This window comes from uncultured Treponema sp. (assembly GCF_945873775.1).
GTDB lineage: Bacteria > Spirochaetota > Spirochaetia > Treponematales > Treponemataceae > Treponema_D.
The window spans coordinates 1-25,824 of sequence record NZ_CAMCEC010000013.1; the positions used below are offsets into that span (position 1 = coordinate 1).

Sequence of the window (25,824 nt, forward strand, 5' to 3'; positions counted from 1 at the left end):
TCCGTCAAACCAGAGTACCACTTTTTCCCAGCCTTTTATATCATGCCATCTTAAAGGAGAGCTATTTTTTGATGTCGCAAATTCATACAAAGAACAGGATGGCTGGGCAATAGTTGACGGCAGAAAACTTCATTACTGGCTCTATGATTCTTATACATACCATGATGGGAACGACAGCTATATTTTTAATAAATATATTCCTTATTGGGTTGAAAACATGGGATATGTAATTGATTTTGACAATATAAAAAAATATAACCCAAGTCAAAAAGTTGCTTCATCTGTAAAAGCTTTGATGAACCAGCGCAACTGCGATGTAAGTGTTGCCCTTGTAACGGATGACTGGCGCGCTGGCAATCATTATGTAGTTATAAACAGCTATAGCAGAGCCAAACAAATTTATATCACAACAATTATGCCTCTTATTCAGTAATCAAAAATAATCTATAAAAACAGGAGATTTTTATGAAACAAACAAAATTTATTCTTGCGGCAGTTTTAGCGTTGGCTGCAATCGCTCCACTTTCAGCACAGAACAATATGATTCTAGTGAAAGGCGGCACATTCCAGATGGGAAACAATTCTGAAAAAGATGCTCCAGTGCACACAGTTACTGTAAGCGATTTTTACATGAGCCAAACTAAAATCACACTTGATGAATGGATGAGTAACACTGGTGTATATCCCAAAGGATTTTATAGAGAAGAAATTCAAATTCCGCAAAGCCAATGGAGTACAACTGCTGCAGGAAATATCACTTGGTATGATGCAATAGTATATTGCAACAGACGGAGCAGAGATGAAGGTCTTACTCCTTGCTACGCTTCTAACGGTTCAAAAGACAATATTACTTATGCAGAAAGAACCCGAACAAAATATCCAAATATTACCTGCGACTGGAATGCAAATGGTTATCGATTGCCAACGGAAGCAGAATGGGAATATGCCGCTCGGAATGAAATAAGCATTTCTGATTTTAGCAAAGGAAATCCAGAATGGTGCTGGGACTGGTATTCTAGCGATTATTATAACGAAAGCAAAAATTCAAAAGATCCGCATGGATCAAACCATGGAGATATGAGAGTATATAGAGGAGGACAACGTGAAACATCAATTTCTGTATACGAAAGTGTTCCTGTATACAAAAGAGAAATGTTCTATCCAGAAGAATATATAACAGCTGCAGGTCCTTACCCATACTCTTTCCGTGTAGTAAGGAATGCAAAATAAGGTTGCAAACAGCAAAAAGACAACTTTGCAACCCGCTTGGAAATTTCCAAAGTTGCGCTTTCAAGTTGATTTTTTTTCAGAAACGTAATAGGCTCTAGTCCCTAAAATATCGTTAAATCCTTAATCACATGGAGACTGTAATAAAAACTTTGCCTAAAATAGCGTCAAAGTTTTTATTCACAAGTTTGCGTTGCAAACTTTCTTATCAACTGCAATTTCTTACTTTGTTGCGAAATTGTGCTAAAAAGTCAAATCGGAAATTGAAATTTCCTCATTGACTTTTTATGGGAGAAAAAAATGGACAAGAGCTTTATCGTAAATACGCTTAAGAAAAACGGCGTGCAAGAAGGAATGTGCCTTGAAGTTCACAGCAGCCTCAGCAGTTTTGGTTATGTTGAAGGCGGAGCAGAAACTGTAATAAGCGCGCTCAAAGAATGTGTCGGTTCAGAAGGCACAATTTTTATGCCGGCACTAAGGCTTAGCCCTGCCCTTACGCTCACAGACGAAGACAAAAAGCTTGGAATAACCTGCAAAATAAAAATCCTTCCCAACGACAGAAAAAGAAGCGCAATGGGAATTACCGCCGACACATTTAGGCTGCAAAACGGAACTCTTACAGGAAGCGGAATAATGCAAATTTCAGGCTGGGGAAAACACGCGCAGGAAGCTGTAACTGGCGGACTTAATTTTGCCATTCACAACGGAGGCAAGGCTCTGCTTTTGGGCGTGGACATTTATAAGCTTACCGCAATGCATTATGTTGAAGAAATCACTCCAAAAGAAATTTCAGTTCTATTTGCTCCAAGCGAAGAAGTCAACAAAATCTATCCGCCTGAAGAATGGTTTATTGAAGCAGGAGATCCGCCTGTAAAAGCCTGGTACAAAATTCAAAACATGGCTGACGAAATGGGCTTTATAAGACATTTTGACATCGGAAGCTGCAAGGCAATGCTTTTTGATGTGGGAAAAGTCGTTTCGCTTTATGAGCATGAACTAAAAACAGACCCATTCGGATTTTGGGAATTAAAGAAGAAATCATAGTCTTCACTCCGCGTTTCTTGCAAGGCGAAGTCCGCCGGTTTTTACGTAAGATGGATCGGCTCTTCGGTAGCAGGATTCAAAATATGAATAGGACGCGTTGTAGCCGCCCTGTTTCATGCTTTTGTAAGGATAAACTTCGTATTTCCAGTCGTAGGGCGAGCCAAAATCGTAGCACCATTCGTAGGCGTTTCCGGCAAGGTCGTAAAATCCAAGCTTGGAAGGAAGTTTTCCGCCCTGCTTGTGGATTCTCATTCCGCCGTTTGCAGGAATCTTGCACGCGGAATTGCGGTCGTCCCAGCCGGCGGCAGTTTTGTTTGGTCCGTCCTGCATTGAGTTGCTCATATTCCAGCCGTAGTTTTTTGCGACTTTTGACTGCGCGACAAATTCAATTCCTATGATTTCGTCCATAAGAGTGGGCTTTGAGCTTCCGTTGCAAGGTCCGGTTTTGTCGCCGGGAGCATTTCTTCCGCTTATAAAAGAACCGTCCTCGCATTTGCGCGCGGCATACTCCCATTCATAAAGATACGGAAGCCTGAAACCGTCCGCATTTTTGTTCACATACGGATTGTCAACATTTCCTTTTGCAAGACTTGTCATGTCGGTTGCCTTTGCATTTCCATAGGGAAGCGGAATATTTGAAGGACTCTCGCCTTCCGCGTAGATTGAATTTCTAAGAGGATTTTTAAAATCGGAATCCGTGAAGTAAACCGGAGCAAGACCGCACAATTCGCTCAAGGCATTGCACCACACAACCGCATCGCGCCAGTTTATTCCGCAAACAGGAATTCCCTCATCCTGCGGTTCGCCACCCTCGTTAAAAAGTTTGCTGCTGCTCAAATCTCCATACTGACCTTCCGCGCCGGCATTTTCAAAAGTATATTTCTTGTTTCCGCGCAAATCAGAAGTCGCCCAAGAATACACAAAACGCCAAACATTGTAGCTCACCTCGAACTTTGACATGCTGAACGGCACAACCTGAACATTTTTCGTAACACTTTCAACATCCTCGCCAAGAACAATCGCGTCCGTATTCAAAACGCTTATCATGTCGATTTTTAAGCCTGAACCTGAAACAGAAAACTGCGAATCTTCCGTGCGTGGAGCGACTTTGTAATAAGCGTAGTCGTTGGAATTATCGCCGGAAAAATTGCACGAGAAAAACAGAATGCAAACCGCGGATAAAATGAAAAGAAATTTGTTCATGCAAAGATTATATTACAGCAACGGAAAATTGAACACAGAAATTTTCACCATCCTTCACAGATTGCAAAAAATCGGAATCAGAAGTAAAATTGCAACATTGATTCATGCAAGATTGCAGGGGCAAGCACAACAATGACATATCAGTTTGTCATTCCCATACACCGGACACAGGAATCCATTGCAGGAGATTATCTGATCAAGCCAGATAATGACAAAGAAGTTGGATAATGACAAAGAACATTTTTAGGAGAGAGCATGAAAATAAACATTCTTCTTTTTGACAAATTTGAAACACTCGACGCATTCGGACCTGCAGAAATTTTTGGAAAAGTTCAGGAATTTGAACTTGACTATTTTTCAGTTGAAGGCGGAATCGTAACAAGCTCGCAGAATGTTTCCATTGTAACAAAACCAATCACAGAATCAAAAGAAGATTGCGTTTGGCTAATTCCCGGAGGCGAAGGAACCAGAAGCCTTGTTCACGATGAAGATTTCCTTTTAAAATTAAAGCAACTTGCCCAAAAATCAAAGTTCTGTCTTTCAGTCTGCACAGGCTCTGCCCTTCTCGCAAAATGTGGCGCACTTGACGGAATCCGGGCGACATCGAACAAAAGGGCTTTTGACTGGGTAAAAACAACTTCGCAGAAAACGCTTTGGGTAAAAAAAGCTCGATGGGTCGTCGCTGGAAAAATCTACACATCATCTGGAGTCAGTGCCGGAATGGACATGGCGTTGGGTTTTGTTTCCGACATTCTTGGCAAAAACAAAGCGAACGAAATTGCAAGGCGGATTGAATACGTCTGGAACGACAACCCTGAAAAAGACGAGTTTTCAGAAAATTAAAAGGAAACAAAACATGATTCAAATCAGAAAAGCAACCGACGCAGACATTGGCGCACTAATGGAATCCCGCTGCAAAACAATGCGCGAAGTCTGCGGATTTGACGATAACTACGAATTTTCCGCCGAGTTCATGGAAGTCACAAAAGAATATTTTCTGCACGGCGACGGAACAACTGTAATCGCAACCAACGATTCTACCGGAACACCGCAAATCGTGGGGAACGCAACGCTCTGCTACACGGACATGATGCCGACTTTCTCACACCAAAGCGGAAAACGCGCACACCTTATGAACGTGCACGTTGAAAAAGAATTCCGCCGCAAAGGAATCGCTCGCAGAATGCTTGAATTTCTTATTGACGAGGCAAAGGAACGAGGCGTTACCGAAATCAGCCTTGACGCAACCGATGACGGCCGAAAACTCTACGAGGCAATGGGCTGGCACGCAAACACTGAAGCGATGGTGAAGGATTTATAGGAGAACCAGATTTGTCCACAATTTCATTTCCGCAAAAAGTCACAAACGAACAGATTCTCAAAACCGCAATGAGGCAGTCGGCGATTGACATGAACTGCAACGCAGATGATTTTCTTCTGAGCAAAAACAAAGTCGTCATCTCAAAGGAAAATGCGGACGCGCGCCGGTACCTCAAGCTTCCGTTTGCCGCCGACCTTGTGAGCTACGGAAACAACATAGTCGCCTCATGCTCGCCCGAACTTTGCGCAATCGTCGAGGAATACATTTCGTCCTTCGTGTGGTACCACTGCTTTGAAACGCCGAACATGCACGTGCTTTCCCAAAAACTGCGTCCGCTCGGATTCGACGTGTGCTTCATGGCGGAATACTGGCTGCACGACGTGAACAAGCTTTTTTCGGAAAATGAATCCGGCAAGAACGAAAACGCCTTCACCACAAAAATTCTTGAGCCGTGCGATTTTCAGAACCTTTACGTTGACGAATGGAGCAATGCGCTCTGTGCGGACAGAAAAAATCTTGACGTGCTTGCGATCGCCGCGTTCGATTCAGATTCGCAGAAACTCGTTGGACTTGCCGGCTGTTCCGCGGACTGCGACACAATGTGGCAGATTGGAGTTGACGTTCTTTCCGAATACCGCCGTAAGGGAATCGCCTCCACTCTCACGAGGGAACTTGCGAAAGAAACTTTGCGGCGCGGAAAAATTCCGTTCTACTGCTGCGCCTGGTCAAACATCGTTTCCGCCCGAAACGCAATCAGAAGCGGCTTCCGTCCTGCCTGGTGCGAACTGACCGCAAAACCTATTGAGGAAATTGAAAAGATGAACGGGAAGAGGTGAAAGTTTTTTTGAATCCCAGCAATGTTCACCATTTTTCCTCTTTACAAAACCGGCAAGTTGATTTAGACTAACGAGCGTTAGTAGTTAAAGCGAGGTTTATATGTCGGAAAAAATCACAAAGGAAAATGTTATAAAATCTCTTTTGGACACAGCGTTTTACAAGTCCGCGGGAGGAACAAGCCTTTCTGACATAGCCGAATCACTTGGAATAAAAAAAGCATCTCTTTACAATCACTTTGAAAGCCGCAATGACATAATCGAGCAGACAACTTCTTCTTGCGCCGAATATTTAAAGAACATTTCATTCATTCCCGCCGAAATTGAAAGCGTGGCAAAAAAATATCCTGTTGAAACTGTCCTAAAAGGAATCGTAAGCCGCTACGTAAAAATGCACGAAAAAGCGCCACTGTTTCAAATTTATACTTTTGTGGAAAGCCAGAAATATTTCGACATAAAAACCGCGCAGATTATAAAGGAAGAAAATGAAAAACTTGAATCCCAGACCGCAATCGTGCTTGAATGCCTTTTAGATTTGGGAAAAATAAAAATTTCCAAAGAGCAAATTCCGGGAATTTCAAAATGGTTCTGCGCCGGAATAAACGATTTTTTAAACCGAAGACTTTTGGAACGCAAGCAAGCTGTAGTTCAGAATCCCAAGAGCGGCGAAGGAGAGCTTTTTACGCTTCAGTCTGACGACAAGGGAATTGACGAAATCAACAGACTTGTGGAGCAGTTCAGCAAACTTTTGTGCGCCTAAAATTTTTTCAAAAATTCCCTGAGGTAAAAAAATGAGCCAGATAAATATGCCTTTGATTGACAGCCAGCATCTTTTTTTGCTTTTTATTTTTTATTCTTTTGTCGGATGGATTTGCGAGGAAATCTGGGTTTCTTCACTTTACAGAAAAATCGAAAAACGCGGAATGCTGCACGGTCCGATTTGTCCTATTTACGGATTCGGCGCGCTTATAATTCTTTTTGGAATTTATCCTTGGCGCGAAACTTGGTTCAGGCTTTTTGTTGCGTCGGCAATTTTAGCTTCGATTCTGGAATATTTTTCAAGCTGGCTTTTGGAAACGATTTTCCACACAAAATGGTGGGACTATTCAGCACATAACTTCAATTTAAATGGAAGAATCTGCCTTTTAAATTCATGCGCATTCGGACTTGGCGGAGTTGCGCTTGAACATTTTCTTCATCCAATAGCCGTAAACTTGATTTTTGCTCCTGAAATTCAGCCGTTCATTCCTGCAGTTTACTACGCATTTAGCACAATGCTCGGAATCGATGTGATTTTCACGATAAAGCGGCTTGTAAGATTCAGCGAGACAATGGAAAAGCTCAAGATGTTCGGCGAGCAGCTCAAGGAAAAATACGGAAGCGAATCTTGGTTTGCGGACACAAACTTGCATACAATGATTCAGTCTGTAAAATCAAGAATAGAATCCGGCTCAATTCAGGCAAGCGAAAAAATGAAAGAACGGCTTGAAAAATTCTCACGCAGACAGCGCAACGAAGAAAGCCTTTTCAGAAAATTTCCTACAATGTCCAGCCGCGAATACAAACTTCCGCTTGACCACATAAAGCAGACGCTCAAGGAAAGCATCGAAAAAAAACGCAACGAACGCTTGAGAAAAATCCGCAAGTAACTAACAGCTTGAAAATTACAACAGATTGCCGTGTCAAGCACGGCAATGACAAACTGTTTACCAAGAGAATGTTTCAAAAGCGTCTTTTATGCCATGCTAATTTTGCAGTAAAAAATACAGAATTATTGTGATTTTTCTCACATAAAGGCAATTTTCAGCATAAAATCAGCAAATTCTGACAATTTTTGTAAGCCTTGGCTAAATTTCAATGGAAACGCCTTCTTTTTTCTTATAAAATTAAGTAAATTACAGCAAAATCATTGTGATTTTTCTCACAAATCAAATTAAAAGGGGTACAGAATGTCAAGAGTATACAACTTTAGCGCAGGTCCATCTTGCTTGCCGGAAGAAGTTTTAAAAGAATGCGCGGCAGAAATGCTAGACTACAACGGAAGCGGCCAGTCAGTAATGGAAATGAGCCACCGCTCAAGCACATATCAGGCGATAATTGACCACGCGGAATCTCAAGTCCGCAAGCTTATGAAAGTTCCAGAAAACTACAAAATTCTTTTTTTGCAGGGAGGCGGCTCAACTCAGTTTGCAATGGTCGCAGAAAACCTTGGAATCCACACAGGCAAAGCGGCTTACATTCAGACTGGAGTTTGGGCAAAAAAAGCGGCGGCAGAAGCAAAGCATCTTGGAATAAAAGTTGACATAATCGCTTCAAGTGAAGACAAAAATTATTCTTACATTCCGCGTGTTGAAAAAATTGAAGGCGACTACGACTACGCTTACATTTGCTTCAACAACACAATAATGGGAACTCACTACGAGTACATTCCCGACACTGGAAAAATTCCGCTTGTAGCAGATATTTCATCTTGCGTTTTGAGCGAGGAGCTTGACGTTTCAAAATTCGGACTTCTTTTTGCAGGCGCGCAGAAAAACCTTGCTCCGGCTGGAGTTACGCTTGTTATAATCCGCGAAGACTTGATTACAGAAACTCCACGCGAAGGAACACCGACAATGCTTTGCTACAAAACGCACGCAGACAACGGAAGCATGTACAATACTCCGCCTTGCTACACAATTTATGTTCTTGGAAAAGTTCTTGACTGGATTGAAAAGAACGGAGGAGATGCAGGAATCAACAAGCTGAATGTAGAAAAAGCAAACTATCTTTACGACTATCTTGACTCAAGCGATTTCTATCATGCCACAGCAGAAAAAGGAAGCCGCTCATTAATGAATGTTCCGTTCCTTACAAAATATTCAACAGGCTCAAAAGATGAAGCAGACATTGCAAAAGAAAAAGAAATCAATGCAAAATTTGTAAAAGAAGCGGAAGCCGCAGGACTTGTAAACCTTAAAGGCCACAGGCTTGTAGGCGGAATGAGAGCTTCAATTTACAATGCAATGCCGCTAGCCGGAGTTAAAGCTCTTGTTGAATTCATGAAAAAATTCGCAGAAGAAAACAAATAAAAAATGGAGAAAAAAATGTTTAAGATTCAGACACTAGACAGAATCAGCGCAGTTGGACTTGATAATTTTCCGCGCGACGAATATGAAATTGCAAGCGAAATTGTAAAGCCAGACGCAATTCTTGTTCGCAGCCACGATATGCTTTCAATGGAAATCGATCCGAACATAAAAGCTGTTGCCCGCGCTGGAGCAGGCGTAAACAATATTCCTGTAAAAGACCTTGCGCAAAAAGGCGTTGTAGTTTTTAACACACCGGGAGCAAACGCAAACGCTGTAAAAGAGCTTGTAATTCTCGGACTTCTTATGGCAAGCCGTCCAGTAATCGCTGCAAACCAGTGGGTAAATTCCCTTGCCGGAAAAGGAGCTGAAATCGCAACTCTCGCTGAAAAAGGAAAAAAGAACTACATCGGCCAGGAAGTAAAAGGAAAAACTTTAGGCGTAATCGGACTTGGAGCAATCGGAGCGCAGGTTGCAAACACAGCCGTAGAACTTGGAATGAATGTAATTGGCTATGATCCGTTCCTTTCTGTAGACGCTGCCTGGAGTTTGAACCATCAGGTTAAGCACGCTGAAACATTGGACACACTTCTTGCAAAAGCTGACTACCTTACTTTCCATGTTCCAGAAACTCCAGACACAAAAGGCTTTGTCAATGCAAATACAATCAAGAACATGAAAAACGGCGTAAAGCTTATAAACATTGCGCGCGGCGGACTTGTAAACAATGAAGATGTTCTTGCCGCAATCAGAGCCGGAAAAATTTCATGCATGGTTACAGACTTTGCAGCAGAGGAGCTTATTGCCTGCGACAAAGTAATCTGCCTTCCGCACTTGGGAGCTTCAACTCCAGAAGCAGAAGACAACTGCGCAGTAATGGCTGTAAAAGAACTGCGTGATTTCCTTGAGCGCGGAATCATCAAGAACAGCGTAAACTTTCCAAAGACAACAACAGACAACCCGATTCCTTGCGGCGGAACAAGACTTTGCATAAGCCACAAAAACGAACCGGGACTTGTTGCGCAGTTCACGACAATTCTTGGAGAAGCAAATCTCAATATTGAAGGAATGGTCAATCAGAACCGCGGCGAAGTTGCTTACAACATTATTGACGTAGCAGGAAAAGTCAACGAGCAGACATTGGAAAATCTTGCAGCAATAAAAGACGTTACAAAAGTAAGACCTATTTACAACTAAAAATTTTCTATTAAGAAACTTCCCTGCGGAATAAATTTTATTTTACATTCGCAGGGATTTTTTATTTTAAATAAATCCGCCGCAAAAAAATTTTTACATTTCATGCTGAAAAATAGTTTGCAAAATTTTCCCAACATATTGACAGATACAGTAGCGTGGTATAGTATAAGAAAAAATTCATCAGTGGAGAAAAATTATGGAAATGGAAGAAGAAAAAAAATCTTGCTGCGCAAACAAGACAACAAAACGTCCTGAAGAGGAACTAAGAAAACTTGTAAACAGACTCAGCAGAATTGAAGGGCAAGTCAACGGCGTAAAAAAAATGCTCCAGAATGACGCATACTGCACGGACATTCTTATTCAAGTTTCAGCGTGCCAGGCTGCATTCAACTCGTTCACAAAAGAGCTTCTTGCAAGCCACATAAAAGGCTGCGTTGCGGAAGGAATCAAAAATGGCGACGAGGAAATTGTTGATGAGCTTGTCCACACACTTCAAAAGCTTATGAAATAAATTTTCATGGGAGGAAACATGATAAATATAATTTTGGTTTTATTTATAATCGTAGTTTTTGCATTTGCCTTAAGAAATTCAATAAAACATTTTAAAGGCGAAGGTTCTTGCTGCGGTGGAGGCGGCGGAACTTTAGTTGAAAAAAAACAGCTTGAAAATCCTGTTGTTGAAAAAAAAACAGTCTTCACAGAAGGAATGAAATGTTCAGAGTGCGCAAAAAAACTATGGAACTCGCTGAATAAAATTGAAGAGCTTTCTGTAAAAAAAGTAAACTTTAAAAACGGAACTGCGGTTTTTGAAGCAAGCAGAAATATTTCAGAAGAAGAAATCAAATCTGCTGTTGAAAACGCCGGATATAAATTTATAAAAACTATTCCACAATAAAAAGGAAATTTCATTCTTGGCTTTTGTCTGTAAGCAATGGAGGTTCGAATGGAAAAATTTCTTATTTCAGGAATGAGCTGCGCAGCTTGTTCGGCTAGAATTGAAAAAGCAGTAACTAAAGTAAAAGGCGTGGAATCTTGCGCTGTAAGCCTTCTTACAAATTCAATGTCAGTGGAAGGAACAGCTTCCGCAAAAAGCATAATTCAAGCTGTTGAAAAAGCAGGATACGGCGCAAAAATTTCAGGCAATGAAAAAACAAGCAATTCAGAAACTCAGGAGCTATTGCTAGAAAATTCAGAATTAAAAAATTTAAAAAGCCGCCTTGCAGTCTCGTTGATTTTTCTTTTGATTCTCATGTACTTCAGCATGGGCCACATGATGCTAAACTTTCCCCTTCCCTCTTGGTTCAACGGAAACCATGTTGCGATGGGACTTATTCAGCTTTTGCTTACAATCGTAATTTTATTCATCAATAGAAAATTTTTCATAAGCGGAACTAAAGGACTGCTTCACGGAACTCCAAACATGGACACGCTTGTTGCGCTCGGAAGCGGAGTTTCATTTGCATACAGCCTCGTAGTTCTTTTTAACATGACCGATGCAGTTTTAAAGGGCGATGAGCAGCGTGTAATGAAATGCATGGACAACTTCTATTTTGAAGGCGCGGCAATGATTGTAACTTTAATCACAGTCGGAAAAATGCTTGAGTCCATTTCAAAAGGAAAAACCACAAACGCTCTAAAAAACCTCATAAAGCTAAAGCCAGAAAACGCCACAGTCATACGTGAAGGAAAAGAAATTATAGTTCCAATAAGCGAAGTAAAAAAAGACGAAATTTTCATTGTAAAGCCCGGAGAAAATATTCCAGTTGATGGAATTGTAATTGAAGGGGAATCTTCAGTAAACGAATCCGCATTAACAGGAGAAAGCATTCCAGTCGATAAATCTGCAAAAAGCGAAGTATATTCGGCAACAATAAATTTAAATGGATTTTTAAAATGCAAGGCATTGCGCGTCGGAGAAGAAACAGCTCTTTCACAAATAATAAAACTTGTAAGCGATGCTTCCGCAACAAAAGCTCCAATTGCAAAAACAGCAGACAAGGTTTCTGGAATTTTTGTGCCGTCCGTACTTTTAATTTCAGCAATAACATTTTTTGTCTGGCTGATTTCCGGCGCGGAATTCAACTTTGCACTGTCCAGAGCAATTGCAGTTCTTGTTATAGGCTGTCCGTGCGCATTGGGGCTTGCAACTCCAGTAGCCATAATGGTTGGAAACGGAGTTGGAGCGAAAAATGGAATTCTTTTTAAAACTGCAACTTCTCTTGAAGAAACTGGAAAAATAGAAATTGTCGCGCTAGACAAAACCGGAACAATAACAAAAGGCGAGCCAGAAGTAACCGATATTGTTGTAGCAGATAATATTTCAGAAAAAGATTTTATAAAAATTGCGGCATCGCTTGAATCAAAAAGCTCGCATCCTCTTGCTAAAGCTATTATGAAATTTTACAGCAATTCCAGTTTTGCCAATGAAGAGCTTTTTGATACGCAGGATTTTGTTTCGCTTCCGGGAAATGGAATTTCATGCAAAATCAAAGAAGAAAAATTTCTTGCAGGCAACTCAGTTTTTATAGAAAAAAATGCAGACATTTCATCAATAAAAGAAAAAACAATTTTATTTTCTTCCGAAGGAAAAACTCCACTTATATTTGCAAAGGAAAATAAAATTCTTGGAATGATTTGTGTCGCAGATAAAATAAAAGACGACAGCGCGCAGGCGGTTTCACAGTTAAAGGCAATGTCAGTAACTCCGGTTATGATTACAGGCGACAACGAAAGAACAGCGCAGGCAATCGCAAAAAATGCCGGCATAGAAAAAATTATCGCGGGTGTTCTTCCAGATGGAAAAGCAAAGGCAATCGCAACTTTAAAATCGAAAGGAAAAACAGCAATGGCTGGAGACGGAATCAATGACGCGCCGGCACTTGCAAGCGCAGACATTGGCATTGCACTTGGAGCAGGCAGCGACATTGCAATAGATTCCGCGCAAGTTGTTCTTATGAAAAATTCACTGCTAGATGTTCCGGCGGCAATCCGGCTTAGCAAAGCGACATTAAAAAACATTCATGAAAATTTGTTCTGGGCATTTTTCTACAACATTGCAGGAATTCCACTTGCGGCAGGAGTTTACTACAAAGCATTTGGACTTCTTTTAAATCCAATGTTCGCGGCTGCGGCAATGAGCCTTTCAAGTTTTTGCGTTGTAACAAATGCGCTTAGACTGAATTTTTTTAAGCCGTATAAATTTTCCAAAGCAGAAAATAAATTTCAATCTTTAAAAAGGCAAAAGGAGGTTACTATGCCAACAGTTGAAAAAACTATCAAAGTTGAAGGAATGATGTGCGGACATTGCGAGGCGCACGTAAAAGAAGCACTTGAAAAAATCAAGGGAATTGAAGAAGCCGCAGCAGATCACGAAACAGGAAAAGTTGTCTTAAAACTTTCAAAAGAAGTCGATGACAAAAAAATTGCAGATGCAGTAAAAAAAGCTGGTTACACAGTAATCTAAAAAAAACGCCGTGGTAAAAATGCAGCCACGGCATCTTTCTTCCATAATAAAAATTTATTCCGTGCAAAACAAAACACTCTTGAAAATCTAACAAAAATTCAGTGAAATAAACTTATGAAACAAAACAAAAAATTTATTAAGATTATTTCATTATTTGTATTTTTTTTTACACTGAATTTTATTCACGCTGAAAAAACTCCCGTTGAAAATTTATATGAATACAAAATGGAAAACGGGCTTACAGTTTTTGCCGCGGAAAACCACACCGTTCCTTTGGTCTATATTGAAATTGCAATCCGAGCTGGAGCTATAACGCAAACTCCAAAGACCGCAGGCCTTTTTCATTTGTATGAACACATGATGTTCAAGGGAAACAAACTTTACAAAGATGCGGCTTCTGTGAACAGAGCCCTTTCGAATCTTGGAGTTGCAAGCTGGAACGGAACAACAGGAATAAACCATGTAAATTATTTTTTCACAGTGCCGTCAAACAAACTTGAAGAAGGACTTGCATTTTGGAATGCGGCGGTTCGCTCTCCTCTTCTTGATGAACAGGAACTTGAAAATGAAAAAAAAGTTGTGCTTTCAGAAATTGAAGGCGGAAAATCAGATCCATCAAAAATTTTTTATAGCTATTTAAATAAAAAACTTTTCCCAGACGCGCCTTACAAACTTGATTCTGGCGGTTCATTTGACGCTGTAAGAAATGCAACTTCAGCTCAGCTAAAAGAAATAAAAGGAAAATATTACATTCCCAAAAATGCCGCTCTTTTTATTGGCGGAGACATTCAGCCTGAAGAAACTTTCAAGCTTGCAGAAAAAATATTCGGAACTTGGAGCAACAACAATTCAAACATTGAGCCTTCCACTCAGCAGAAAAAAGAGCCGTTTGAAAACACACAATTTTGCGTAATGCCTTTTGACAAAATCACAAAAGAACTTGTGCAGGTTATGATTCAGTTCAGAGGTCCGGACGCAGACTTTGATTTGCAAGATACTTATGCCGCGGACTATCTTATGTATCTTTTGTCAGAGCCAAACGGAGAATACATTCAGTCGCTTTACAAAAATTCAGAATTTAAAATTCCAGACTTCAACAATTCCTGGGCGCAATATGCAACAGTAAGAGCGAACGGACTTTTTGAGTTCGGAACAATTGTAACAGAGCCGAAAAATTTGCTGCCAGAACGAGCAGAAAAAATTCTTTCAGAAATTCAAAATTCAATTATTCCAAAAATCGCAAATGAAAAAAAATTCTTTACAGAATCATACAAATCAAAAATTATAGAACAATTAAAAGATAGTCAGACACAAGCAACAGAAACTCCGTCAGAACTTTTGACAAGCATCCGAAGCTGGTGGACAAATACAAATGCAGAATATTTTTTCAGCTATTACGACAACCTTTCAAAAGTTACGCAGGACGATGTAAAAAGAATCGTAGAAAAATATATATCAAACAAAAAGCCGCTCGTAAGTGTTCTTTTAAATCCTGAAATTTACAAAAGCACAAAAGAAGATTTTGAAAATGCAGGATTCTACGAAATCCGCTCAGATGAAAAAAGATGGTGGCAGGAAAAACAATTCGAATTAAAAGAGCCAGTTCAAAATTCAAATTACAAATTTGCAGAAGAAAAAAATATTTACATTCCGCAAGAAAATCAAGAAACAAAAACTGAAAATAAAATTTCAAAGCGAAATATTGAAATTAAAAAACTGAAAAACGGAATTCCTGTTTACATAAATAACACAAGCGACAAAATTATTTCCATTGCAATTCTTTGTCCGGGCGGAGTTGAAAAACTTACACCAGAAACATCCGGCATGGAAACAACATTGTTTTCTTTCATGGCAGATTCTTCAAAAAAGTTTTCATACAAAAAACGAACAGAAATTTCATACAACACAAATTCCAGCATAGGATATTTTTCAAAACTTTCTGGAAGCGCGCTTTACTTAAATGCAATGGACAAGCATTTTGAAAAAACACTTCCAGTTTTTCTGGACGGATTTTTAAATCCTACATTTAAACAGGATGAATATGAAAACACAATGAACAGCCTGCGCCAAAGAATCCAAGGAATTTTCAACGACCCGGAATCTTTTTTGGCTTACACAATTTCAAATGAACTTTACAAAGGTCATCCTTACGAAGCAAAAACATTTGCAACTCCAGATTCAATAAAAAACATTACAATAGAAAATCTAAAAAATTACCACAAGGAACTTTTGGCAAACGGAAATTTTTCTGTTGTTGTTTCAGGAAAAATAAATTCAGACTTTTTAATTAAAAAACTAAACAGCACAATTGGAAAATTAAAATTTTCAAATGAAGAAACAACAAGAAAAAACGTACAGCCAATCAGCATACAAAAAAATGCGCCAGTTACGCTTCGCCACTCGTCAGCAGAAGGAACGGCGTACATTACAAAAGTTTTCGCTTCCCCGGCAAATACTGAACCAGATTTTATTCCATGTGTGCTTGCAGGAAATATTTACACAGACATTCTTTTTAACGTTGTAAGAGAGCACTACGGAATTTGCTATTCGCCGCAGAGTTATGTCATAGGCTCAAAAGCTCCTTATGGAATTGAACATTTATTTAAAGTTTCTGATTTTAGCAATTTTGAAAAAACAATGAAAGAAGCAAGAAACTACATGGCAAATGATAAAATCGTAGAAAAAACAAATGCAGATGGAAGCTATGAATTTTCAACAGTTGAACAAAATTTGGAAGGCTATAAAAATTCATATATAAACCAGACTTATCAAAGCCAGCAAACCAGCGCAGGATTAGTTTCAATACTGGGCTACAATTTGATTCAGTTCAACGACATCGACTATGACTTAAAGCAGCTAGAGCAAATCAAGCAAACTACAGCTCAAGAAATTCTCCGTGTCTTCAAAAAATACTGGGTTGAAAATCCTTCCGCTTGGTTCGCAATAACTGGCGAAAATACAACTTTAAATTTTGGCGAGCAGGAGCAATAAGTCCTTTAAACAGAAACTTTCTTATGCGTATGATTTTTTGCATTTTAAGCTGACTTATAATTTCATCCGTATCTGAATGTTCATAAATATTTACCGAGCAATTTTTTCCAGCCGATTTATTCAAGGCAATCATCGCTTCTTGATTCAATTCATCTTGAGTAAAACGGTTTGGATTTTTTCTTACAAGTTCCATAACAATTTTTGCATCAAGCGCAATTTTTTTATCTGATTTTCCAGAGCAAACATCACAGCCATCACACGTCGCCTGTTCTCCGCCCAACGCATCCAATAAAATTTGACGGCGGCAAGTTTTACTTTCTGCAAATTTCTGCATAACTTTTCTTCTGTCATTTTCTTTTACTGCTGAAAATTTTTTGTGATCGTTAAAACTCCAAAGTAATATCGCATTTGAAATTTTTCCATCCCTTCCTCCGCGGCCGGCTTCCTGAATATAAGATTCCGCGCTTGGGCTTGGCTCCAAATGAATAACAGTGCGAATATTTTTCTTGTCCACTCCCATTCCAAAAGCGCAAGTGCAGCACAAAATCGCATCATCTTTCGGATAAAACCATTTTTCAACTTTTTGCTTTTCTTCACGGGTCATTCCAGCATGATAAAATTTCACTTTGTCATTTCCATAGTAAGCAGAAAGTTCCCTCGCCATGTCTTCAGATTTTGCACGAGTTCCGCAAAAAACAATCAGCGGCTTTTGTTCCGTCAGCGCAAGCAAAAAGGCAGTCCGTTTTTTCGCATAGCATTTTACGACTTGATAATGAATATTCGGACGGTCGCTTTCACTTCTTACAATTTTCGCCTCTCCATCAAAAAGAACTTCAGAAACTCTTGCAAGAACACTTTCCGAAGCAGTCGCAGTAAAAGCTGTTACAACCGGCGGATTAATTTTTTTTATAACATCGCCAAGATTTAAATAAGCAGGCCTAAAGGAATCGCCCCACTCGCTTACACAATGCGCCTCGTCAATTGCAATGTGAACAATTCCAAACGAACAAAGCCGCTCCAAAAGATTTTGATTTTGCAACGCCTCTGGATTTGTAATTATCACTTTTGCACCGTTCTTTATGCGCATAAAATTTTCCTCACGCTCCAAATCAGTCTGACCGCCGCGAAACACAACGCAGTCAAGGCCGCCTTCATCCATTCTTCTTTTTTGATCTGAAATAAGCGCAAGCAAAGGATAAATAACAAGCGTAGGTTTATTTAAAAGCAAAGCCGGCGCAAGAAAGCAAAGCGATTTTCCAGCTCCAGTCGGAAGCAAAACAATCTGCCGTCCATTCGAACAGACATCATCTTTTAAAACATCATTTCTTGGATTTGCCGAATCCAAAATATTTGCAATTACAATTCTCTGCCACGGAAAAAAATACGAAATGCCAAACGCTTTTTTTGCCGCCTGCAAAACTTCATCAGAATCCAAAGTGTTTTCTTCTTCCGATTCTGGAGCTGTCCAAAATTCATCATTGTTTTCTTCTGCCATAAAGTCCTCTTTTTATTTGCAAAAAAAAACTGCCTAATAAATTTTACTTTACTAGGCAGCCTGATTTTTTCTGATAAAAACTTTATTGCTTAAGAAAAACAAAAAATGTTGGATTAACTAAAAACTTTTATTCATTCTAAGAATTATTTTTCCGCGCGGCAAATTTCTTCATCTTTTCAAAAAGAGATTTCGCATCAGGACATTTCAAAAGCTCTTCAACATTTTTTTCATCACGCAGAATGTAGCTCATAGAAGAAAGCAAAAGCATGTGAGGCGAAGAAGTTTTTTTAGGCGAAACAATCATAACAAAGACCTTGCACTTTTCACCGTCAAGGGAATCAAAGTCCACACCATTGCGGCTAATTCCCAAGGCAACGCAAGTGTGAGTGACGGCGTCGGATTTTCCATGCGGGAAAGCAACTCCGTGCTGCATTCCAGTGCTCATAATATTTTCGCGCTCGCGGACATCTGAAAGAACAGTTTCCCAGTTGCGCACAGCCCCGGAATTTGCAAGAAGCATAACCATTTCCTGAAGAATCTGCTCTTTTGTTGTTCCCTTCAAATCAACAGAAACAGCGTCCGGCGCAAAAAGCTTAAGGATGTCGGAACTTGTGCGGCTCACTTCGCTCTGATCAAAAAAATTTATTTTTTCAGGAACATAGTTTTCCTTTAAATCCTGAACAAGATTTCCAAGGCGGATTAAAACTTCGTACATCGCGTTTTTCACAAAGCCTGAATCTTCCGCGCTTGTTTCAATTTTTACAACAGACTCAGTTTCTGTAATTGAAAGGGAAATTCCGTCTTTTCTTGCCTGGGAAATTCCGTCGGAAATATTCATCATCTGAACATAAAAACCTTCGCTTCTAAGATCCTTAAGGAAAATGTCAATTACAAGGTCAGCAATTTCATCAGAACCAAAGTCCCAGGTAAACGCAACGTTATCTGTTGAGCGCGTTTCTTTTTTTGTTCCCTTTCCGCTTATAGAAAGAGCCGCAGAAATAAGAGGAGGCGCAAACAAAGTTGTAACAAGCGTCATAAGAATAACAACGCCGAACATCTGCTCGTCAAGAATTCCAGCCGTAAGACCGATTCCCGCAATAATAAGAGCAACTTCTCCACGCGGAATCATTCCGCAGCCGATTCTCAAAGCGCCTTTCAAGTTAAAGCCGAACCCTAAAGCAGGAAGTCCGCAGCCAACAACTTTTGCAACAACCGCAAGAACTGTATAGAACGCGCCGAACGCAAGAACTTCCTTGGACATAAGCTCGCGCATATTCACCATCATTCCCATTACAGCAAAAAACAGCGGAACAAAAAATTTGTAAAGTCCGTGGATTCTTTCCTGAATAATCGCCGCAATGTCTGTTGCAGAAAGCGAAAGTCCTGTAATGTACGCGCCAATAATCATCGCAAGCCCCTGCTTTTCAAAGAAGCCGCCAAGAAGCAACGCAATTCCCAAAGCGCAAATTGAAAAATCGTACGAATGCTTAAAAAGCTTAAGGAACTTTGCAATTTTCTTTGAAAACAAAAGACCCGCAGCGGTAAACACGAGCCATATTCCAAAAGCGCGCGCCGCAATCAAAAGAATCTTAGCTCCGTCAATAGAAACTTGTCCGCCTTCAGAACTCAAAGCCGCGACAATTCCCATTACAACAGCAAGAAGAATAATTCCAAGAACATCATCAAAAACAGCCGACGCAAGAATCGTAACGCCTTCCGGGGAATCCATCTTCTTTTTGTCAGATAAAATGCGCGCCGTAATTCCTACAGAAGTCGCGGTGGACATAATTCCAAGGAAAAGGCATCTTACATCCATTATTCCGCAGCCAAAAAGCATCATTCCGGCAACATCGCCCAAAAGGAACGAAGCAACAACTCCGCCAAGACCAATTACGCCGCCAGCAAGTGAATAGCGCAAGAAAAGCGCAAGGTCAGTTTCAAGGCCGGAAGCAAAAAGCAAGATAACAGAAGCCACGGTAGAAAAGCCGTAAAGCTCAGGAGTTACAGCAAGCGAAACAGAATTCAAACTGAAAATTCCAGACGGAAATCCAGGAAGCGGAATTGCTCCCAAAGCGTAAGGACCAATAACAACACCGGCAATCAGCTCGCCAAGAACTGATGAAATTCTAGCTTTCTTAGCAAGAAATCCAAAAAAGCGGACAGCAAAAAGCAAAACTCCGATTTGAATAACAAGATTTCCCATCCGGGCTGTAATATCGCCTTCCAAAAAAAAAGCCTCCATGTAAAAATATAAGTCCGTATTTTATAACCTTTTTTAGACCTATACAATACACAGAGGCTTCAAAACTTAAGCAGGAATAAAGCTACTTCTTGTCTGCAATGCCGAATTCCTTCCAGCCCGACTGCGGAATCGTAAGCTTAACACGCCTTTTTGCATCAAGAACTTCTTTGCTTAAAAGCTTCGTCTTTTCAGTAAGCTCAGCGGTGCAAGACTTAAGATCGGCCTTTAGCTTTTCCTGCTTGCTGTCCAGCTCGCGGATTCCATTGACCATTTCTTCAATTTGAACGGCCTGCTCTTCTCCCAAGCTCACCTTGGCAAGCTCCTCCATGTGCGCCCTGATGCCAGACACCATAAGCCTTGCATCGCTCAGTTTCTGCGCGAATGTTTCTCCCATTCTTTGCCCCCTTCTTAGTTTTTTAAGCTGAAAAAATGAATTTCCTTATAAATAAAAGATAAGCATAGAACTGTATAAAAACAACTAAAACAGGAGGAAATTCTCAAGAATACGCCTAAAAACTCAAGAACAAAAGAAATTCTTCAGGAATATGAGAAATTCTACAAGAATATCATATATTCTTCTGGAATATTTAATATTCTTGAGGAATATACAATATTCTTCTGTAAAATGTATAAAAATGCAAGAATATATCTTATTCTCCTAGAATATTCAATATTCTTGAAAATTTTGCATAAAAATTGAAGAATACAGTTAATTCTCCAGAGAAATCAAAGAATCTATATGCTGCCTGCCTTTAACTTCAAGTTTTAATAAAAACAGCCATTTAAATGTCATTTATGTGATAATAAATTTCATTATTATGACAAACAAACTGTCATTGCCGTGCTTGACACGGCAATCTTCTGTGATAAAACGGATTCCCCGATCAAGCCGGAGAATGACAAGAGTTCTATCAGGGAATAAAAGCTATGTATAAAACTCAAGTTTACAAAATTACTTTTTTGCCACAATTACCATTGTTTTGGCGTTTTGGTCGTAAGGTTCGCCGCAAAATCCTCCGAAAACCTGCGCAGAAGAAAATCCGCACTCTTTGCAAAGAATGTCGCGTAGCTCGGCGGCGGAATATAGTCGCTGGATAAATTCGTGCTCAATTCGTTTTCCGTCCTTGCCAATTAAAATCCATTTTGAAAGCAAGCCTTCCCATGCACCCTGAACTTTGAATTCTGTAAGGACTGTCATTCCGGCGCGCTCAAACCATTCGCCTTCTGTAAAATATTTTACGGCAGTTTCGCGGCTTATGCATTCAAGAACAAAGGTTCCGCCTTTTTTAAGGGCAGCATTCACTTTTTTTAGGATTTTTATGTCGTCGCTGATTTTGTCGCAATAGCCAAACGAATTGTAAATGTTCACGGCGGCGTCAAATTTCTTGCGTGAAGAAAAAGTTCTCATGTCCTTGTTTATAAATTCAATCTGAACGCCTTCATCCTGCGCAGTTTCCTTTGCCGCATCCAAAAACGGCTGGGTAATGTCAACGCCAGTAACGTTCAGTCCAAGAAGCGCAAGCTCCACGCTGATTCTTCCAGGCCCGCAGCAAACATCCAGCACGCGCTCCCCTTCGCCAAGCTCCGCAAGATTCACCACGCTTTTTGCAATTCCTGCCGCCTGCGCCCACTGCTGCCCGTCAAACATAATCGGCCCGTAGTTCAGCCAGAAATCTTCGTTTTCAAACCATTCAGTTTCAGTTTTTTTGTTTTTCATTAGTCATTCCATATTGAGTTTATTTATTCATAGTTGTATACTATATATATGTCGGAAAAAAAGATAACAGTATTAGACCTTCTTGACTTGGATTTAAAAGGCCAGGACTCTCTGAACATGAAGTGCATTGCAGGAAGGTCGGGTCTTTATAGGGAAATAACTGTTTCCGACATAAACCGCCCAGGGCTTGCAATTTCCGGATTTTATGAGTCGTTTGCCTATGAACGCGTCCAGCTTTTTGGAAGAGGAGAATCCGCCTATCTTAGAAAGCTTGAATCCGAAGGAAATTTCGACCTTATAAAAAAATTCTTTACTTATGAGATGCCATGCATAGTTTTTAGCCACAGCATTGAGCCTTCGGAATTTTTTCTTTCAATCGCGGAATCTTCAAGATGCGCGGTACTTCAGACTGACTTGATTTCAACTGATTTTTCACAGCGGCTTTTAAGAGTTTTTTCAAATATTTTTGCGCCAAGAAAAACGCTCCACGGAGTTTTTGTAGAAGTTTACGGCGTTGGAATTCTTCTTATTGGAGAAAGCGGCGTCGGAAAAAGTGAAACTGCGCTTGAGCTTGTTGAGCGCGGACATCGGCTTGTTGCGGACGACATTGTTGAAATAAGATGCGTAAACGGAAACTCAATTATCGGACAGGGAGCAAACAAGCTTATAAGCCACCACATGGAAATCCGCGGGCTTGGAATTATAAACATCGCTCAGCTTTATGGAGTCGGCGCAATCCGTGAGCAAAAAGAAGTGCAAATGGTCATAAAGCTTGAAGCCTGGAGCCAGACAAAAGTCTATGACAGAATCGGAACAAAGGGAGCTTTTATAGATCTTTTGGGCGTAAAAATTCCGATTATAGAAATTCCTGTAAAACCGGGAAGAAACCTTCCAATTATAATTGAAGCCGCCGCAATGAACGAAAGATTAAAAACAATGGGCTACTATTCCGCGCAGGAATTCAACCAGAACATTTTGCGCTGGATAGAAACTGGAGCAGCCCAAAGAGATTACTATGGAAAAGAAGACTCTTATTGAGTCCAAAAAATAAAAACAAAGGAAGTGCCACTGTGACAGAAAAAATTCTTACAGTTAGAAACCGCGCAGGAATCCACGCAAGACCTGCAGCATTGATTGCCCAGACAGCAAACAAATTTTCATCCGAAATAATCCTTGAAAAAGACTCGACCACCGTAAATGCCAAGTCAATAATGGGAGTTATCACAATGGCGGCTGGATACAACACAAACATAACTCTAAAGGCTGAAGGCTCGGACGAAAAAGAAGCTGCCGAAGCGATTTTCAACCTTTTTGAAGCGAAATTTGAAGAGGAGTAGCCGATGAAAAATCTTACAGACCGGCAAAAGGAAGTTCTGGAATTTATCGCGCGTTTTACAGAAGAAAACGGCTATCCTCCGACTGTACGCGAAATTGGAGAAAACTTCGGAATTTCACTTAGAGCCGTGCAAGATCATATTGCCGCCTGCCAGAAAAAAGGCTATCTTTCGCAGTGCCAGAAACGCTCGCGCTCAATCCGTGTTTTAAAAGACGACGGACTTGTAAGGGAAACAAAGCCGTTCCTAGCAAAAATTCCGCTGCTTGGAACTGTTGCCGCAGGAAAGCCTCTTCTTTGCGAAGAAAACCTTGACGGTTATGTAAACATCGCAGAGCCTTTTGTGCGCCCGGGAAAAAGCTACTTTGCCCTTCACGTCCGCGGAGCAAGCATGGCAAATGCCGGAATTCTTGACGGAGACCTTGCAATAATCGAGCAGGCAGAAATCGCCACAGAAGGCCAGATTGTTGTCGCCGTTGTAAACAATGCAATCACATTAAAAAGATTTTACCGTGAAGAAGAAAGAATCCGCCTTCAGCCAGAAAATCCAGATTTCCAGCCGATTTACACACGGGACGTTCAGATTGCAGGAATAATGGTTGGACTTGTAAGAACATACTAGAATGGCAGAAACAGAAGTTTATCTTTTTACAGGTCCAGAAGCCGGTGAAAAAAACGAAGCAATAGAAAATCTACGGGACGCAGCCTCAAAGAAAAACAACGGAATTGAGCAGTACAAATATTACGCCGCCGATGTAAGAATTGAAGATATTGTAGCCCAGCTTCAAAACGCAAGTCTTTTTTCTCCGGCGCTTTTTATAACGCTTAGAAATGCTGAACAGATAAAGCAAAAAAGCGACATTGATTCTCTTGTTTCCTGGATAAAGGCTTCTAAAAATTCTCCAAACACGCTTGTTTTAATTTCCGAAGAAAATTCCATAGACAAAAAAATTGAAAGCGCAGTTCCTTCCAGCCACAAGAAAATTTTCTGGGAAATGTTTGAAAACAGAAAGCCCCAGTGGGTTGAAAGCTTCTTCAGGAAAAACGGATTTTCTATTGCGCCGGATGCGGTTGATCAAATTCTTGAAATGGTCGAAAACAACACGGAAAGCCTCAAGGCCGAATGCTCAAGGTTTTTCTTTTGCTTTGAAAAAGGCGCAACAATCACTTCTGCTGATGTGGAGAAAATTCTTTCACACAACCGGGAAGAAAATGCGTTTACACTTTTTGACTCAATGGCAGACATTTCAAAAAGTCCCAAGCAGCGTTTTGAAAATTCATTGGAAATTCTTCAGAAAATCCGTGCGACAAAAGAATCAAACGGAATCGCATTAATCGCAGGACTCACATATTGCTTTAGGCAGCTGCGGCAGTGGCATTCACTTCATTCAGGCGGAAAATCTCCAGCCGACTCAGAGCTAAAGTCATCAGGATTTTCAGGCAAAAAAAATCAGGAAAAATATTCAAAGGCAGCCAAAATCTGGACAGCAGGAGCCGCATCTTCAGTTCTTGCACTTCTTTCCGCAACCGACATTTCAATCAGGGAAACAGGAGCCGTCCTTGAAGAAACCTACCTTTATACGCTTATTTATTCGATTGTAATAAAAAACGGACTTTTCTGCTCCGTGTGCGAATATTAAAAATAATGAACTTTACCCTTAATTTCGAGTTTTGTAATTTTATGTCATTATCGGGCTAGACCCAATAATCTATTTAATTTAGCAACAGATTGCCGTGTCAAGCACGGCAATGACAAACTGTTTAACATAGAAATGTCATTTAAATAGCAAAACTCAACATTTAAGATATTTAAACAAAAAAAAATCCGCCTGAAAACAAGCGGACTTTCTTTTTAAAGCGGAATCTAATTATTTAGAGTAGAATTCAACAACGAGCTGTTCGTTGATTTCTACAGGAATTTCTTCACGCTTTGGCATCATGATAAGTTTTCCAGAGAAAGCTTCTTCTGAAACTTCAATATAAGCAAGCGGACGGCGGTTTCCATTAAGGAAGCTTGTCTTGAACTGCTCATTTTTCTGGGCTTTTTCACAAAGTGTTACAACCTGGCCTGGTTTTACCTGGAAAGACGGAATGTTGATTTTTTTGCCATCAACACGAACGTGTCCATGAGAAACAACCTGACGGGCCATGCGGATTGAATTTGCAAATCCAATGCGGTAAACAAGGTTGTCAAGGCGAGTTTCAAGACCAACGATAAGGTTTTCACCAGTCTTTCCTTCTTTTCTTGAAGCGATGTCGTAATAACGGCGAAGCTGGCGTTCAAGAATTCCGTAGTAAGCCTTTACCTTCTGTTTTTCGCAAAGCTGTTTTCCGTATTCAGAAGTTTTCTTTGACTTCTTGAAAGCCGGATCATTTGCTCTGTTCATTGCCTTTGGGTGTCCGCAGACATTTACACCAAGTCTTCTGCATTCCTTAAAACGAGGATTTCTTCTAGTTGCCATAATTTTTACTCCTATTCACCATGGTGATTTTCTCACCAATTTTTGCCGCGGTGAGGGATATAAATCAGTTGGAAAAGTATATAAAATTTCCAAACTAATTTCAATAGAAACCTTAAATAGTTGTAGCTTCAGTTTTATATACAGTCAAAAAACAACGTAAGGAGAGTTGCGGCTGGCAAAAACACTCTGTTTTGCTGCCGCAAAAGCGGCAACGATAATAGTTCCAAG

General features: G+C 40.3%; 24 protein-coding genes. 18 read left to right on the forward strand and 6 right to left on the reverse strand.

The features are described 5' to 3' along the window. The 3 genes from Q0N70_RS07565 to Q0N70_RS07575 all read left to right on the forward strand — a co-directional run. Positions 1-433 (forward strand): hypothetical protein (locus tag Q0N70_RS07565; RefSeq protein ID WP_294015462.1); only part of this gene is annotated, 433 nt, incomplete at its 5' end. A gap of 32 nt (positions 434-465) precedes the next feature. Continuing rightward, a complete protein-coding gene (locus Q0N70_RS07570) occupies positions 466-1,230 on the forward strand; it encodes an SUMF1/EgtB/PvdO family nonheme iron enzyme (protein ID WP_294015464.1) in 765 nt (254 codons plus the stop codon). Positions 1,231-1,527: 297 nt separating this feature from the next. Beyond that, the gene (locus Q0N70_RS07575; RefSeq protein ID WP_294015466.1) at positions 1,528-2,271 is read left to right on the forward strand and encodes an AAC(3) family N-acetyltransferase; all 744 of its coding nucleotides are present in this window, start codon (positions 1,528-1,530) and stop codon (positions 2,269-2,271) included. Between the two features lie 3 nt (positions 2,272-2,274). On the opposite strand, the gene Q0N70_RS07580 is transcribed toward Q0N70_RS07575, so the two are convergent. Further along, positions 2,275-3,474, reverse strand: coding sequence for an SUMF1/EgtB/PvdO family nonheme iron enzyme (locus Q0N70_RS07580; RefSeq protein ID WP_294015468.1), 1,200 nt, complete (start codon positions 3,472-3,474; stop codon positions 2,275-2,277). Positions 3,475-3,729: 255 nt separating this feature from the next. Between Q0N70_RS07580 and Q0N70_RS07585 the strand changes: the two genes are divergently transcribed. The 11 genes from Q0N70_RS07585 (at position 3,730) to Q0N70_RS07635 (ending at position 16,347) form a co-directional block, all read left to right on the forward strand. Further along, entirely contained in the window at positions 3,730-4,317 is a 588-nt protein-coding gene (locus Q0N70_RS07585; RefSeq protein ID WP_294015471.1) for a DJ-1/PfpI family protein, read from the forward strand. A gap of 13 nt (positions 4,318-4,330) precedes the next feature. After that, positions 4,331-4,795 carry a GNAT family N-acetyltransferase gene (locus tag Q0N70_RS07590; RefSeq protein ID WP_294015473.1) on the forward strand — a complete coding sequence of 155 codons (465 nt, stop codon included), beginning with the start codon at positions 4,331-4,333 and terminating at the stop codon, positions 4,793-4,795. An 11-nt stretch (positions 4,796-4,806) separates the two neighbouring features. Next, positions 4,807-5,631, forward strand: coding sequence for a GNAT family N-acetyltransferase (locus tag Q0N70_RS07595; protein ID WP_294015475.1), 825 nt, complete (start codon positions 4,807-4,809; stop codon positions 5,629-5,631). Between the two features lie 100 nt (positions 5,632-5,731). Then, on the forward strand, positions 5,732-6,388 hold the full coding sequence (locus Q0N70_RS07600) for a TetR/AcrR family transcriptional regulator (RefSeq protein ID WP_294015478.1): 657 nt from the start codon (positions 5,732-5,734) through the stop codon (positions 6,386-6,388). A gap of 31 nt (positions 6,389-6,419) precedes the next feature. Further along, complete coding sequence (locus Q0N70_RS07605; RefSeq protein WP_294015480.1) at positions 6,420-7,277, forward strand: putative ABC transporter permease; 858 nt, start codon at positions 6,420-6,422, stop codon at positions 7,275-7,277. 300 nt (positions 7,278-7,577) lie between these two features. Further along, the gene (gene serC / locus Q0N70_RS07610; RefSeq protein WP_294015482.1) at positions 7,578-8,699 is read left to right on the forward strand and encodes a 3-phosphoserine/phosphohydroxythreonine transaminase; all 1,122 of its coding nucleotides are present in this window, start codon (positions 7,578-7,580) and stop codon (positions 8,697-8,699) included. Between the two features lie 15 nt (positions 8,700-8,714). Beyond that, complete coding sequence (locus Q0N70_RS07615) at positions 8,715-9,893, forward strand: phosphoglycerate dehydrogenase (protein WP_294015484.1); 1,179 nt, start codon at positions 8,715-8,717, stop codon at positions 9,891-9,893. A gap of 196 nt (positions 9,894-10,089) precedes the next feature. Further along, positions 10,090-10,404, forward strand: coding sequence for a metal-sensing transcriptional repressor (locus Q0N70_RS07620; RefSeq protein WP_294015486.1), 315 nt, complete (start codon positions 10,090-10,092; stop codon positions 10,402-10,404). A gap of 18 nt (positions 10,405-10,422) precedes the next feature. Next, on the forward strand, positions 10,423-10,788 hold the full coding sequence (locus Q0N70_RS07625; protein WP_294015489.1) for a heavy-metal-associated domain-containing protein: 366 nt from the start codon (positions 10,423-10,425) through the stop codon (positions 10,786-10,788). A 48-nt stretch (positions 10,789-10,836) separates the two neighbouring features. Continuing rightward, on the forward strand, positions 10,837-13,356 hold the full coding sequence (locus tag Q0N70_RS07630) for a heavy metal translocating P-type ATPase (RefSeq protein WP_294015491.1): 2,520 nt from the start codon (positions 10,837-10,839) through the stop codon (positions 13,354-13,356). Between the two features lie 114 nt (positions 13,357-13,470). Then, positions 13,471-16,347: a pitrilysin family protein gene (locus Q0N70_RS07635; RefSeq protein ID WP_294015493.1), complete on the forward strand. Its 2,877-nt coding sequence runs from the start codon at positions 13,471-13,473 to the stop codon at positions 16,345-16,347. Here the strand turns inward: Q0N70_RS07635 and Q0N70_RS07640 are convergent. The 4 genes from Q0N70_RS07640 to Q0N70_RS07655 all read right to left on the reverse strand — a co-directional run bounded on the left by Q0N70_RS07640 (position 16,259) and on the right by Q0N70_RS07655 (position 21,801). Further along, positions 16,259-17,842: a RecQ family ATP-dependent DNA helicase gene (locus Q0N70_RS07640; protein ID WP_294015495.1), complete on the reverse strand. Its 1,584-nt coding sequence runs from the start codon at positions 17,840-17,842 to the stop codon at positions 16,259-16,261. The two genes, Q0N70_RS07635 and Q0N70_RS07640, sit on opposite strands and share 89 nt — an antisense overlap. 136 nt (positions 17,843-17,978) lie before the next feature. Beyond that, entirely contained in the window at positions 17,979-20,069 is a 2,091-nt protein-coding gene (locus Q0N70_RS07645) for a cation:proton antiporter (RefSeq protein WP_294015497.1), read from the reverse strand. Positions 20,070-20,166: 97 nt separating this feature from the next. Beyond that, positions 20,167-20,478 (reverse strand): hypothetical protein, encoded by a 312-nt coding sequence (locus tag Q0N70_RS07650; protein ID WP_277299621.1) that lies wholly within the window; start codon positions 20,476-20,478, stop codon positions 20,167-20,169. 558 nt (positions 20,479-21,036) lie between these two features. Further along, positions 21,037-21,801, reverse strand: coding sequence for a class I SAM-dependent methyltransferase (locus Q0N70_RS07655; protein WP_277299620.1), 765 nt, complete (start codon positions 21,799-21,801; stop codon positions 21,037-21,039). 48 nt (positions 21,802-21,849) lie between these two features. On the opposite strand from Q0N70_RS07655, the gene hprK reads away from it, so the two are divergent. From hprK to holA, 4 genes are read left to right on the forward strand one after another with little or no spacing between them, the layout of a single operon-like run. Continuing rightward, entirely contained in the window at positions 21,850-22,839 is a 990-nt protein-coding gene (gene hprK, locus Q0N70_RS07660) for an HPr(Ser) kinase/phosphatase (RefSeq protein ID WP_277299619.1), read from the forward strand. A gap of 32 nt (positions 22,840-22,871) precedes the next feature. Beyond that, positions 22,872-23,138 (forward strand): HPr family phosphocarrier protein, encoded by a 267-nt coding sequence (locus Q0N70_RS07665; RefSeq protein ID WP_276780891.1) that lies wholly within the window; start codon positions 22,872-22,874, stop codon positions 23,136-23,138. A gap of 3 nt (positions 23,139-23,141) precedes the next feature. Beyond that, positions 23,142-23,756 carry a transcriptional repressor LexA gene (gene lexA / locus Q0N70_RS07670; protein ID WP_013702390.1) on the forward strand — a complete coding sequence of 205 codons (615 nt, stop codon included), beginning with the start codon at positions 23,142-23,144 and terminating at the stop codon, positions 23,754-23,756. A gap of 1 nt (position 23,757) precedes the next feature. Beyond that, entirely contained in the window at positions 23,758-24,774 is a 1,017-nt protein-coding gene (holA, locus tag Q0N70_RS07675) for a DNA polymerase III subunit delta (protein ID WP_294015504.1), read from the forward strand. A 228-nt stretch (positions 24,775-25,002) separates the two neighbouring features. Here holA and rpsD read toward each other — a convergent pair whose 3' ends face one another. Next, a complete protein-coding gene (gene rpsD / locus Q0N70_RS07680; RefSeq protein WP_294015506.1) occupies positions 25,003-25,596 on the reverse strand; it encodes a 30S ribosomal protein S4 in 594 nt (197 codons plus the stop codon). Between the last annotated feature and the right edge of the window lie 228 nt (positions 25,597-25,824).

Excerpts from the sequence above, each read along its gene's own strand:
- Q0N70_RS07570 (WP_294015464.1), top strand. The coding sequence starts at position 466 with ATGAAACAAACAAAATTTATTCTTGCGGCAGTTTTAGCGTTGGCTGCA.
- Q0N70_RS07575 (WP_294015466.1), top strand. The coding sequence starts at position 1,528 with ATGGACAAGAGCTTTATCGTAAATACGCTTAAGAAAAACGGCGTGCAA.
- Q0N70_RS07580 (WP_294015468.1), bottom strand. The coding sequence starts at position 3,474 with ATGAACAAATTTCTTTTCATTTTATCCGCGGTTTGCATTCTGTTTTTC.
- Q0N70_RS07585 (WP_294015471.1), top strand. The coding sequence starts at position 3,730 with ATGAAAATAAACATTCTTCTTTTTGACAAATTTGAAACACTCGACGCA.
- Q0N70_RS07590 (WP_294015473.1), top strand. The coding sequence starts at position 4,331 with ATGATTCAAATCAGAAAAGCAACCGACGCAGACATTGGCGCACTAATG.
- Q0N70_RS07600 (WP_294015478.1), top strand. The coding sequence starts at position 5,732 with ATGTCGGAAAAAATCACAAAGGAAAATGTTATAAAATCTCTTTTGGAC.
- Q0N70_RS07605 (WP_294015480.1), top strand. The coding sequence starts at position 6,420 with ATGAGCCAGATAAATATGCCTTTGATTGACAGCCAGCATCTTTTTTTG.
- serC (WP_294015482.1), top strand. The coding sequence starts at position 7,578 with ATGTCAAGAGTATACAACTTTAGCGCAGGTCCATCTTGCTTGCCGGAA.
- Q0N70_RS07615 (WP_294015484.1), top strand. The coding sequence starts at position 8,715 with ATGTTTAAGATTCAGACACTAGACAGAATCAGCGCAGTTGGACTTGAT.
- Q0N70_RS07620 (WP_294015486.1), top strand. The coding sequence starts at position 10,090 with ATGGAAATGGAAGAAGAAAAAAAATCTTGCTGCGCAAACAAGACAACA.
- Q0N70_RS07625 (WP_294015489.1), top strand. The coding sequence starts at position 10,423 with ATGATAAATATAATTTTGGTTTTATTTATAATCGTAGTTTTTGCATTT.
- Q0N70_RS07630 (WP_294015491.1), top strand. The coding sequence starts at position 10,837 with ATGGAAAAATTTCTTATTTCAGGAATGAGCTGCGCAGCTTGTTCGGCT.
- Q0N70_RS07635 (WP_294015493.1), top strand. The coding sequence starts at position 13,471 with ATGAAACAAAACAAAAAATTTATTAAGATTATTTCATTATTTGTATTT.
- Q0N70_RS07640 (WP_294015495.1), bottom strand. The coding sequence starts at position 17,842 with ATGGCAGAAGAAAACAATGATGAATTTTGGACAGCTCCAGAATCGGAA.
- Q0N70_RS07650 (WP_277299621.1), bottom strand. The coding sequence starts at position 20,478 with ATGGGAGAAACATTCGCGCAGAAACTGAGCGATGCAAGGCTTATGGTG.
- Q0N70_RS07655 (WP_277299620.1), bottom strand. The coding sequence starts at position 21,801 with ATGAAAAACAAAAAAACTGAAACTGAATGGTTTGAAAACGAAGATTTC.
- hprK (WP_277299619.1), top strand. The coding sequence starts at position 21,850 with ATGTCGGAAAAAAAGATAACAGTATTAGACCTTCTTGACTTGGATTTA.
- lexA (WP_013702390.1), top strand. The coding sequence starts at position 23,142 with ATGAAAAATCTTACAGACCGGCAAAAGGAAGTTCTGGAATTTATCGCG.
- holA (WP_294015504.1), top strand. The coding sequence starts at position 23,758 with ATGGCAGAAACAGAAGTTTATCTTTTTACAGGTCCAGAAGCCGGTGAA.
- rpsD (WP_294015506.1), bottom strand. The coding sequence starts at position 25,596 with ATGGCAACTAGAAGAAATCCTCGTTTTAAGGAATGCAGAAGACTTGGT.